This window comes from Vibrio sp. UCD-FRSSP16_30 (genome assembly GCF_001676025.1).
Lineage (GTDB): Bacteria > Pseudomonadota > Gammaproteobacteria > Enterobacterales > Vibrionaceae > Vibrio.
This window is the reverse complement of sequence record NZ_LZFW01000004.1, coordinates 59,207-71,193: the sequence shown is the minus strand read 5'-3', so window position 1 is coordinate 71,193 and position 11,987 is coordinate 59,207. Positions and strand designations below refer to the sequence as shown.

Sequence of the window (11,987 nt, the reverse complement as noted above, 5' to 3'; positions counted from 1 at the left end):
TAGTCCGACAAACTACTATGCTAAGTGTCACTCGGAGCCGCTATTATTCAGCTTCTTCTACAAAACCGTCTTTTTCAGCAGCAGGAGCTGCGTCTTTGTTACGGCCTTCAGTTACAGCTAGTGCTGCAGCGTTAAGGTAAAGTTGTACCGCGCGGATTGCGTCGTCGTTACCAGGGATGATGAAATCAACACCGTCTGGATCAGAGTTAGTATCAACAACAGCGTATACTGGGATACCTAGGTTGTTCGCTTCTTTAACTGCAATGTGTTCGTGATCTGCATCAATTACGAATAGAGCGTCAGGTAGGCCGCCCATATCTTTGATACCACCAAGAGATTTCTCTAGCTTCTCCATTTCACGAGTACGCATTAGAGCTTCTTTCTTAGTTAGTTTCTCAAAAGTGCCATCTTGAGCTTGAGCTTCAAGTTCTTTTAGACGCTTAATTGATTGACGAACAGTTTTGTAGTTAGTCAACATACCACCTAACCAGCGGTTGTTAACGTAGAATTGGTTGCTTGCGATAGCAGCTTCTTTTACAGCTTCAGATGCAGCGCGTTTAGTACCAACAAAAAGAACTTTACCTTTTTTCTCGCCAACTTTAGCAATTTCAGCTAGAGCTTCGTTGAACATAGGAACAGTTTTTTCTAGGTTGATGATATGTACTTTGTTACGAGCACCAAAGATGAATGGCTTCATTTTTGGGTTCCAGTAACGAGTTTGGTGACCGAAGTGAACACCAGCTTTAAGCATATCGCGCATTGATACAGTTGCCATTTTAAAATCCTCTATTGGGGTTAGGCCTCCACACTTCCCATGGTCTCGACTCTCGCTACTTGTATTAACAAGCAGTAAAGCACCCCGAAACATGTGACGAAATGTGTGTGATTTAAGTAAATTAAGTAAGTGACATAAATAACCACCTCGCCCAACATGAAATTGGAAGAAAATGGAATCTATCTCGGCGCGCTTTATACCATATTTTGACCTGTGATTACCAGAAATATCACATTTATTTCATTTATCAGGGGTAAGTCATCGCTAGCTGAGTTTTATTTTCATTTGCGAGTAGGCGCAGTATTGTTAGAATAAAGAGAATTGAAGCAATAGTTAAATGAGTACAGCATGTCGATAAAAATCAAAACCGAAGCTGAAATCGAAAAAATGCGCGTAGCAGGCAAGTTAGCCGCGAGCGTTTTAGAAATGATTGCCCCTTATGTAAAAGAAGGGGTAACAACGGAAGAATTAAATACACTTTGTCATGAGTTTACCCTAGAAAATGGCGCTTACTCTGCACCGCTAGATTATCACGGGTTCCCTAAGTCTATTTGTACGTCTATCAATCACATTGTGTGTCATGGTATTCCTGCAAGTGAGGACGAAGTAGGTAGCAACGGTCAAAAGAAACCGGCTGTGCTTAAAAATGGCGATATCGTAAATATCGATATCACTGTGATTATCCCTGATGACGAAAACGCAGACCTAAGTACTCGCCCACAAGGCTACCATGGTGATACCTCAAAAATGTTTTTGATTGGCGATGTTACGCCAGCAGACAAACGTTTATGCATGGTTGCTCAAGAAGCGCTTTACTTAGCACTAAAGCAAGTTAAACCAGGTGCTACGGTTGGTGAGATCGGTACCACGATTGAAAAATACATCAAAGACAACAATAAAAAGAACCCTCGCAACAAGTTCTCTATTGTTAAAGATTTTTGTGGTCACGGTATTGGCAATGAGTTCCATGAAGAACCGCAAGTTGTGCACTACAAAAACTTTGATCGTCGCGTATTAAAAGAAGGCATGTGTTTTACCATTGAGCCTATGATTAACGCTGGTAAATTTGGTTGTACTATCGATGCCAACGATGATTGGACGGTATACACAGGTGATAGCAAAAACTCAGCGCAATGGGAGCACACTATTGTTGTAACCAAGCAAGGCTGTGAAGTGCTAACGCTTCGCGGGGAAGAATCTATCCCTCGCCTAATGATTAATAAATAGCAAACTTTAGGTTCTAGGTCCTCTCAGACCTAGAACCTTTTTTAAACCCAATAATCCTTAATATCAATCTCATCTATTTGCTCTGGCTCTAAATGCTGCTTGGCATAATGCAGATAACTGCCTGTTTGCAAAAATAACAAATACACTTCTTTATCTAGATGCTCATCAAGCACCATGAAGCGCATGATCTTCAATGATTCACTCAATGTTTTGGCTTTTTTATAAGGTCTATCCGCTGCGGTTAGTGCTTCAAATACATCCGCTAGTGCAATAATGCGCTCTGGAATACTCAAATCCTCACCTTTTAGTTGCCTTGGATAACCTGTCCCCTTCATTGTTTCGTGATGCGTTGAAGCATAACGTGGCACCTTTGATAACTCATCAGGAAACGGCATGCTTTCTAGCATTTTAATGGTGCTAATGATGTGCTCATTAATCTTATATCGATCTTCTGCGGTTAACGTGCCGCGACCAATACAAAGGTTGTATACCTCTCCTTGATTAGCCAGATATTCAGGCACCGTCATCTTAATTTCAAAACGCGGATCAAACTCAATTTTATTAGGATGGGCCAAAAGGTGTTCCGGTCTATCGGCTAGTAAGGTCTCTAGCGCAGGTGTTGAGGATGTGGCTTGGCTTGCCATAAGGTGACGCTCTTCTTCTGGCGATAGTCCAAGACGATTATCTAAATAGCGTATCCAAGTTTTGTTGGCGATATCTTGGATGCGCTCAACCGTACTTTCATCTATAGCTTCACTACCGATATTAGCCTGCGCCACCAGCGCAAACTCTTGTCTTAACTCATCGATATTTTGCTGCAATACCGCATCTTCATCAGGTCGATAATACGGCGCATTATTTTTGTAGGCAGCGATGACTTGATCGCGAATCATCACTTCAAAGCGGGTGCGGATTTCATGAATTCGATTATAGTTAGCTTCGAGCTTTGAGCCTTTATCGACAATATGTTCCGGTGTCGTGATCTTTCCACAATCATGCAGCCAAGCGGCAATTTTGAACTCCCTTCGCTCAATATCATTAGCAAACTTAAAGGTAGCAAAGCTGCCATTACTGGCATTTTCGGCTTCCTTGGCTAACATTATGGCCAAATCAGGTACTCGATTACAATGCCCTGCGGTGTATGGCGATTTATCATCAATAGCCTGAGCAATAAGCTGAATAAATGAATCGACAAACTCTTGCTGCTGCTTTTCATAACTGGCTAATTCTGCTGCCGTTACTTTGATTGATTTGGAAAGCTCATCCAGCTCTTTAATTCGAGTTTGCACATGTGAAACCTCTAAATATTGACGCTTGCGCACGGTAACGGTTTGTTCAATTAGTTCATGAATAGGCTTAATGATAGGATTAGAGAATAAACGAGATAATGGTATCAATAATGCCAATAGTGCCGCTGAGCCTAATGTCGATGCAGCAACATTACTCAAAGCAGCATCAAGCAATTCATCAGTAGGCACGGTAATCCCTAAATACTCAGTGCCATGTTCATATAAATCAATTTGCTGAACAAAACCAAAGTAGCTGACTCCATCGGCTTCAAATTGCGACAGCTTATCCCTTAACGTCTTGTCACTGGTTGCATCAATAAGAAACTCATAAGGAACAATGCCTTGCGGACTATCACCAGAAAACCACTTATCCCTAATAAATTGAATTTCACTTTGCGATATTTCGGAAATGGCTCGGTTGATAATACTAGCCAGTTCGGGATCAAGATTCTTAGTCACCATGTGAAACGAACTGGCACCTGCAAATTTATCGTTCGATTCAACCGTGTTTAAAGTGAGTCCTTTGATAAAACGCTGCTCTATCGTGCTTTGCAAGATAATGCTCAGATCCATCACGCCATCGAGTTCATTGTTGTGCAGTGCTTTCAACGCTGAGTGTAGTTTGTCAATTTCTACAATTTGAATATCAGGATAATTAGCGCGGATTTCCTCAATAATTGACCAGCCTTTAAGTATCCCTAGGCGCTTGCCTTGCAACTGACTAAGATCAACCGTCCCCCCCTTTATCGCCTTATCACTAGACTGGGCAATAGAAAAATCAAATTGAGCCAATGCGGTGCTCAATGTGCCATAAGAGCGAGTTGTCGCATTATTGGCTACCGGAGATAAAATATCGATCGCGCCATTTTTATAGGCATCAACCAACTCTAACCAGCTAAAACCATTAATAAATTTAAATTCCGCCCCTGTTTTTAACGATACAATCCGCGCGAGATCGACAAAATACCCACTAGGTTTACCAAATACTGAAAAATCCAAAGGTGGCCAATCGGTTTGGCTCGATATTTCAATGGGGCCTGTCGCCGTAATTAGCGCTTGTTCTTGTGAGGTTAAATCCATTGGCGTAATGGGAGGAAGAGCAGAATACCTATCTTCTTCAGATGAGGCGTACAATGAGCCCGACTCATCATAAATATAAAACTGTACCGGTAACTCGGTCTTAACAATGCCTAAATTTTCTTTTACTTCCTTGGCTAAAGAAGCAATCACAACATCAACGCCGATGACACTATCAAAACTTGAATTGTGGATACGAGATGAGAATGTTTGTCCGTTTAATTGAACATTATGGAATAAATAAGGAGCTGTTTTGTATACCGATCTTTCTTTCGCTTTCACAAACCACGGCCGCTCTAACGCATTAAATTTACTCTGTTCAGCAATGGTTTGGCGTAATTTAAAGTCTTTATCATAAAATGAAGTGTTTTTAGCATGGTTTTGCTTTATCTCAACGAGCACCCAGCGATCTTCGGCAGATGCAGAAAAATTCGCACGTAACCCGTCAACAGATTCTAGATTGATCAGTTGGTAAAAATGTCCATCTCCCCTAGCAATATAAGTGCTATAAAACATAGGGTTATCATTCATTAAATTGGCAAAGGTGTTTCTCGCAATATTATTATCATCGAATCGTTCAAAGCCCCGCCCAAGGTCGGCAAGCAACTTCGTCACATTGGTAATAATTTGATCTTGCTCTCGGACCTCCATTCCCATGGAATAAGAGACACTCTGATACTTTTCTAACGCGGTATGCAGTGCTTGCTCGCGACTAAAATAGTACTGCAAGCTGATCGCGACAGTCGCGGTTATACAAGTAATAAGAATAAAGAGACCGATAACGGTCACTTTTATTGAAAAACGCCTTTTCATACATCCCCAGAGATGGATTGAGTACCTCTATTAGATTAGAACAAGATTTCCAAAGTGTTTGAAAATACTGATTTTCTTAACAAGATTTAACGAGGAAGAAAGAAAGGAAATCTTTAGCTTGCTATCACCTAATATTTAGGGAAATATCAATTGTAATGAACTACAGCATAAAAGGATTTAGTGCGTGCCAAACCTAGATGCCCTCTCTCCCAGTCAACTCTTAGACGAGCAACTGGATGTCAAAACTCTGCGAGACTTACTGCATACATTCAGTGATCAGCAAAAGCAGTCATTTTTCGAACATCACTCGGTCAACCATCTCGTTCAGCAACGAAGTGATTTTATGGACTCTCTATTAGAGCGTTTATGGCAATACTTTAACTTTGACAAAGTGGAAGGACTATCTCTTGTTGCGGTAGGAGGATATGGCCGTAGTGAGCTGCATCCACTCTCAGACATTGATATTTTAATACTCTCTAAACGCACTCTCAAAGCAGAGCTGACGCCTAGAATCAGTGAGTTTGTGACCTTACTGTGGGATCTTCGATTAGAAGTTGGTCATAGTGTGCGCAGTGTGAGTGAGTGTTTAGAAGTCGGCAAAGATGACTTAACCGTTGCCACTAATCTTCAAGAATCACGTCTTATTTGTGGTAGTGCAAACTGCTATCACATATTACGAAATGAAATCAGCTCAGAGAATTTCTGGCCTAGCGCAGTCTTTTATAAAGCCAAATTAGAAGAACAAAAAGAGCGACACGCTCGCTACCATGATACTGGGTATAACCTAGAACCTGATATCAAATCCAGTCCTGGTGGACTACGAGATATCCATACGCTCAGTTGGGTCGCCAGACGTCACTTTGGTGCAACCTCACTACTGGAAATGAGTCATCATGGTTTTTTAACCGACGCTGAATACCGAGAGCTACAAGAGTGCCAAGATTTTTTATGGCGAATTCGTTTTGCGCTGCATATTGAACTGAAACGCTATGACAACCGATTGTCATTTGCCTATCAAGCAACCGTGGCCGAGAACTTAGGCTTTACAGGGGAAAGAAACCAACCTGTTGAGCGCATGATGAAGGAGTTCTACCGTACACTTCGTCGCATTATTGAACTCAACAAAATGTTGCTCAAGCTCTTTGATCAAGCCATTTTAAATCAAGGTAAGCTAGTTCCTGCACAAGTTATCAGTGAAGACTTTCAGCGTAGAGGTCACCTCATTGAAGCAAGAAAGCCTGCACTATTTCAAGCTCGTCCTGAGACCATTTTGGATATGTTTATTCATATTGCCAATGACTCAACCATTACCGGTGTTGCGCCGCCAACATTGCGTCAACTTCGCACAGCTCGACGTCGTCTAAGTCGCTTCTTACACACCATTCCTGATGCTCGCGATAAATTTATGCAGTTGGTGAAGCATCCCAATTCTTTAACCAAAGCATTTGGTTTAATGCATCAACTGGGCGTCTTGTCCGCATACTTACCACAATGGAGTCATATTGTTGGGCAGATGCAATTTGACCTGTTCCATGTATACACCGTTGATGAACATAGTATGCGACTGCTCAAGCACATCAATAGCTTTGGTGATGTTAGCAATCGAGAACGACACCCAATCTGTTGTGAAGTGTTACCTAGAATTCAAAAGCCAGAATTGCTAATCATTGCCGCTATTTTCCACGACATAGGAAAGGGCCGCGGTGGCGATCACTCAGTCATTGGTGAAGGTGAAGCTTATGATTTTTGTATCGAGCATAACCTGTCAAAACCGGAAGCAAAATTGGTGGCATGGTTGGTGCGAAATCACTTGTTGATGTCTGTCACAGCACAAAAGCGAGACATTCAAGACCCGGATGTTATCGCTGATTTTGCCAAAAAAGTAAGAACCGAAGAATACCTAGAGTTTTTAGTTTGTTTAACGGTTGCCGACATTTGTGCAACGAACCCTGAGCTGTGGAATAGCTGGAAGCGCTCACTATTAGCCGAGCTATTCTACTCAACCCAAAGGGCATTAAGACGCGGTTTAGAGCACCCTGTTGATGTACGAGAAAGAATTAGGCACAACCAACAGCAAGCCTCTGCCGTTCTCAGAAGCCAAGGCTTTACTCCAAGAGAAATCGAAGTGTTATGGCAACGCTTTAAGGCTGATTACTTCTTGCGTCATACGCCGCAGCAATTAGCTTGGCACGCACAAGCTATCTTAAATCAAGAAGATCCAGACTCACCACTGGTATTAATTAACCCTCAACCAACCCGAGGAGGATCTGAGCTGTTTGTGTACACTAAAGATCAGCCAGTGTTATTTGCCAGTGTTGTAGCAGAGTTAGATAGACGAAACTTTAATGTGCATGATGCTCAGGTGATGATCAGCCGAGATAAATACATCTTAGATACATTTATTATTTTAGATCAGCACAATCAACCTCTTGATGAATATCGACATGAAAGTATTATTAAACAGCTACAACATGTGATTAAAGATGGTCGTCTTACTAAGATAAAACCAAGACGTACACCTCGCAATCTTGTGCACTTTAAAGTGAATACTCGTACTGATTTTATCGCCACTAAAAACAACAACCAAACTCTAATGGAACTGGTGGCACTTGATACACCAGGACTGCTCGCGGTTGTCGGCGCCACCTTTGCGAAGCTTGATTTGCACTTACATGCTGCCAAGATAACCACTATTGGGGAGCGTGCAGAGGATCTATTTATTATCACCTCACCAGAGGGGAAAAAACTAGATGATGAACTGCAACAAACCCTGCGTAACAAGTTGGTGGAGAATCTAGAAAAACTTGCACCTCATTAAAGTGTGAATAAGAGCAGAGTTGGCAGGTAACTTGCTATCTAAGCAATTGATTCCCTGCTAGATTCAATATTAACAATGAAAGGCTATATTTTAGCCTTTCATTCAACATCTTCAGCATATTTGAACAAGAGGTGCCTATGTATCCACACCTAACCGGATTAGGGATTAATGAGCCAACACAAATTGATCGTTATTCTTTGCGTCAAGAAGCCCATAAAGACATTCTAAAAATCTACTTTAAAAAGCAAAAAGGCGAGCTATTTGCTAAAAGTGTTAAGTTCAAATATCCAAGGCAGATAAAAAGCGTATTGATTGATGATGGCAGTGGTCAGTATCGCAATAAGACAGAGATTAATCGCAACCTAACCTTAGTGATTGATGAGCTCAACACGTTAACAAAACCGATGAAAGCAAAAGAAGTCGATGTGAAGCAAAAAATATTGTCTGATCTTCGTCATTTAGAAAAGGTAGTGTCTAGTAAAATTGCTGAAATTGAAGCGGATCTAGAAAAGCTAAAATAAATTCTTTTTATCCTCAAAGCTCATACCTTCTGTATGAGCTTTTTGTTGGTCTTGTTTATCCCAATCACAGTAATTAAATGATCAGAAATTTGCTACGATTAGTGGTATTACTCTTCTTCAAATACTGATTGCCATTCAAATTGCTCAATGAGCTGACACCAAGTCTCATCAAAACGCGCCTGTAACACTAACTGTACGCCAGTGAATGGATGTTCAAATTCCAGAGTTGATGCGTGCAAAAGTAAGCGGTCACTAGCAAGATTCTCTTTGAATAAACGGTTATGTTTTCCATCACCATGGGTGGTATCCCCAACAATTGGATGACGCAGGTGCTTCATATGGCGGCGTAATTGATGCTTGCGCCCAGTTAATGGTTGCAACTCCATTAAGCAGTAACGAGATGTAGGAAAGCGCCCTGTAGAGTACGGTACTTCCACTTTAGCCAGTGGTTTATAATCGGTTATCGCCTCTTGCGCTTCTTTGTCTTTATTGGCAAATTTATCGGCAATCTTGTCGTATTCCACTTTAAGGGCGTAATCTAATCTATCCCCTTCTTCAATCCAGCCACGCACAATCGCATGATAGGTTTTTTGCATCTGATGCTCAGCAAACATCGGCATCATTTGTGAGGCCACTTCACTGGATAAAGCAAACACCAACACGCCAGAAGTAGGACGATCTAAGCGATGCAGAGGGAACACATGCTGACCGATTTGATCGCGCAATGTCTGCATGACAAATTGGGTTTCATGTTTATCGAGCCAAGAGCGGTGCACCAGCATACCGGCAGGTTTATTGACCGCTACTATGTACTCATCTTGAAAAATAATCTCTAGCATTTAACGACACACCTCATCAATTTTTCTTAGCACTTCAATCACCTCATCCCACAGCATATTATCAGCGCAAGCTTGCTCAAAATAAGGCGCAATAGCAAACCCTGATGGCAAACTTTGATTTGCACTAATCAACCCATTCATTTTCGGAATAAAAATCCACTGCAACCATTGTTCTGGGCGCAGCGTATCAATCGCAAAAGGTTGCGTGCTATTAAGCGCATCTATTGATGGGCTATTTTCTTCCCATAAATTGGCTCTATATAGAGCGCGCTGGGTCAGTAATAGCAATTTTTGTATCTGTTTGGGATCTGTATTCAAGGTATTTCTCATTTGCTCTTGAAATTCGGCGCAAGATTACCATGTTATAGGGAGAGTATGAGCTAATAAGATGCAGGCAAATGGAAAACATTTCAACACTGACCCAAATTTTGAACGACAGTCACTGTCAATTTAAGGTGCATGACTTAGGTCGTCGCATCGAGCTTATCCCAAATGATGAATTTGAGAGCATTGAACTGGGTAGACAAGCCTATCCATACCCTATTCAGCGCCAAGCTCAATTTGCCATCACTTACTGGAATGAGCAAAAACAGCCTTGGATTTGGTTTCTAAAGTTTGATCTTGATGAGCGCGGTCTTCTTAGCGCTACCGACATTGGTAACTTTATTAAATTTGTCCTTGAAGCAATGGGATCTCGACTGCAAAAAGAGCTCAGCGAAGAAATTCAAGAACAGCTCGCCAGCAACCCATACACCTTCAAACCAAAAGAAGACAAGCTTGCGGTATTTAACAGCCAAGTCAGCGCAGAACTTGAGCTATCCGCTAGCCAATATTACGCTCACGCCCTCACCTACTTTAACGGCAACTTAGGCTGGAGCAATTGGCAAACGGTAGGCTTACAAGGCATTACCGATATTTGTGCTCGCCTTAAAGAGTCCAACAATGAACTAATGGTGAAGAAAAGCCTATCGCAACTGCCTACTCAGCCGCTATACGCTCTGCTGGGTGCATTAGAGCACTGTGATATCAGCACCTCTTTAGCTAATCGTTTATACGATCTTGCGCTAGAGCAACTCAATCACCCTGAGGGCGATTTATTTCTGTTATCAGCATTAACCAGAGCACTGTCTGGCGATAAAGGTAATAAACTAGAATCTCTAGTCACAGCCATTCTTTCAGAGAGCAAATACTGTCACCAAGAAGTGCTTATTGCGCTTGCTGGTCGCTGCTGGCAACCACTACAAGACAGCGCACTGGCAGAGCAATTCTTAATTCGATTGGCCGAAACCAATAACCAAGAGCTGTTCAATCAATTATTTGCAGACCTTGTGATGCAACCTAAATTACGCATGGTGATATTGCCAATGCTACATCAAGCGCCGTCACAAAAATTAGCTAGCGCACTGATCAACTTACAACAAAATACTAAGGGACAAAGCTAGATGGAACATCTGCTTGCCATACTTGGGCTCGCCATATTTCTTACGCTATTTTGGCAACATAGAAGACAAGCTGAATTTGCTAAAATGGCCATTCAACGTCATTGCAAACAATTGGACTTACAGGTAGTGAGTATCTCATCAGGTTCGCACAAAATTCGCCATCCTAACGGAAAATGGGGATTGCACACGGTGTTTGCCTTTGAGTTCTCCGCCTTAGGCGATGATTGTTATCACGGCGAACTCACCATGCAAGGGTTGAGGATGACGCATTTTCATACTCAGCCTCATCGCATGTAATCCAGATTCCTTATCTCTCCCTTATCCAGCCCTAGACAATCATTATCGTGATAACTCTCACCATGAAGGTGTACTCACGATAATGATTTCGATAGGATGACAACCACTTATTCAATAGAAATCAACACTATGCTCACTAAAGAAATTACCGAAGAACTCAATCAGGTTTTCAAATCATTAGAAAGTGAAGGCAAAGAGCCAACATTGGCGCTAGTTAAAGGTCGCCTTGGCAGCAAAGTGCCAATGCCCGCCCTAATAACCGCTATCAAAAACTGGAAAAGCACTAAGCGTGTTCCAAAAATTGAAGTCGCCGTTGATTTGGACAATCCAAATTCAAAAATCGAAGCTTTAGAGCAAAAAATTGCACAACTGACTCTGCGCATCGAAGCACTAGAAGGCAAACAATCATGAAGATCTGGGTCGATGCGGATGCCTGTCCAAAGGTCATCAGAGAAACGCTAGTTCGCGCCTCGGAACGAACAGGCATTGAATGTATTTTTGTGGCCAACCATCCGATTCCACTGCCAAAACGTAACAGCATTCGTTTTGTGCAAGTGAGCCAAGGCTTTGATATTGCCGATGATGAAATCGCCCTACGAATTGAGACCAATGACTTAGTGATTACCTCTGATATTCCGCTAGCGGATGAAGTCATCACTAAAGGCGGTCAAGCACTAAGCAGTCGCGGTGAACTCTTCACCAAAGAAAACATTAAAGCTCGCCTCAACGTACGTGACTTCATGGACACCATGCGCTCATCAGGCGTACAAACCGGCGGCCCAGCGGCACTGTCTCAAACCGACAGACGCGACTTTGCTAATGCGTTGGACAAGATATTGGCGCGAGCGCCGAAATAAAGAAAGGTGACTAGGGCTAACGGATCTCTAAG

Annotated in this window: 11 protein-coding genes; 7 read left to right on the top strand and 4 right to left on the bottom strand. The window is 42.1% G+C overall.

What is annotated here, in order from left to right; genetic code table 11:
• Window positions 1-43 precede the first annotated feature (43 nt).
• A complete protein-coding gene (rpsB, locus tag A9260_RS03895) occupies window positions 44-775 on the bottom strand; it encodes a 30S ribosomal protein S2 (protein WP_068696407.1) in 732 nt (243 codons plus the stop codon).
• Window positions 776-1,123: 348 nt separating this feature from the next.
• Between rpsB and map the strand changes: the two genes are divergently transcribed.
• On the top strand, window positions 1,124-2,002 hold the full coding sequence (gene map / locus A9260_RS03890) for a type I methionyl aminopeptidase (protein WP_068696405.1): 879 nt from the start codon (window positions 1,124-1,126) through the stop codon (window positions 2,000-2,002).
• A gap of 41 nt (window positions 2,003-2,043) precedes the next feature.
• Here map and A9260_RS03885 read toward each other — a convergent pair whose 3' ends face one another.
• Complete coding sequence (locus A9260_RS03885; RefSeq protein WP_068696403.1) at window positions 2,044-5,181, bottom strand: HD domain-containing phosphohydrolase; 3,138 nt, start codon at window positions 5,179-5,181, stop codon at window positions 2,044-2,046.
• Window positions 5,182-5,365: 184 nt separating this feature from the next.
• Between A9260_RS03885 and glnD the strand changes: the two genes are divergently transcribed.
• On the top strand, window positions 5,366-7,999 hold the full coding sequence (glnD, locus tag A9260_RS03880; protein WP_068696401.1) for a bifunctional uridylyltransferase/uridylyl-removing protein GlnD: 2,634 nt from the start codon (window positions 5,366-5,368) through the stop codon (window positions 7,997-7,999).
• A gap of 137 nt (window positions 8,000-8,136) precedes the next feature.
• Entirely contained in the window at window positions 8,137-8,520 is a 384-nt protein-coding gene (locus A9260_RS03875; protein WP_068696398.1) for a DUF3461 family protein, read from the top strand.
• Between the two features lie 107 nt (window positions 8,521-8,627).
• On the opposite strand, the gene truC is transcribed toward A9260_RS03875, so the two are convergent.
• Window positions 8,628-9,359: a tRNA pseudouridine(65) synthase TruC gene (gene truC / locus A9260_RS03870; RefSeq protein WP_068696391.1), complete on the bottom strand. Its 732-nt coding sequence runs from the start codon at window positions 9,357-9,359 to the stop codon at window positions 8,628-8,630.
• On the bottom strand, window positions 9,360-9,677 hold the full coding sequence (locus tag A9260_RS03865; RefSeq protein ID WP_082957052.1) for a YqcC family protein: 318 nt from the start codon (window positions 9,675-9,677) through the stop codon (window positions 9,360-9,362).
• A gap of 80 nt (window positions 9,678-9,757) precedes the next feature.
• Here A9260_RS03865 and A9260_RS03860 point away from each other — a divergent pair, with 80 nt between their 5' ends.
• The 4 genes from A9260_RS03860 (at window position 9,758) to A9260_RS03845 (ending at window position 11,955) form a co-directional block, all read left to right on the top strand.
• Entirely contained in the window at window positions 9,758-10,801 is a 1,044-nt protein-coding gene (locus A9260_RS03860) for a DUF3549 family protein (protein WP_068696388.1), read from the top strand.
• Window positions 10,802-11,098 carry a DUF3301 domain-containing protein gene (locus tag A9260_RS03855; RefSeq protein WP_068696387.1) on the top strand — a complete coding sequence of 99 codons (297 nt, stop codon included), beginning with the start codon at window positions 10,802-10,804 and terminating at the stop codon, window positions 11,096-11,098. It begins immediately after the preceding gene.
• 129 nt (window positions 11,099-11,227) lie between these two features.
• Complete coding sequence (locus tag A9260_RS03850) at window positions 11,228-11,509, top strand: hypothetical protein (protein ID WP_068696505.1); 282 nt, start codon at window positions 11,228-11,230, stop codon at window positions 11,507-11,509.
• Entirely contained in the window at window positions 11,506-11,955 is a 450-nt protein-coding gene (locus tag A9260_RS03845; protein WP_068696386.1) for a YaiI/YqxD family protein, read from the top strand. The genes A9260_RS03850 and A9260_RS03845 overlap by 4 nt, the downstream gene beginning before the upstream one ends.
• Window positions 11,956-11,987 lie beyond the last annotated feature (32 nt).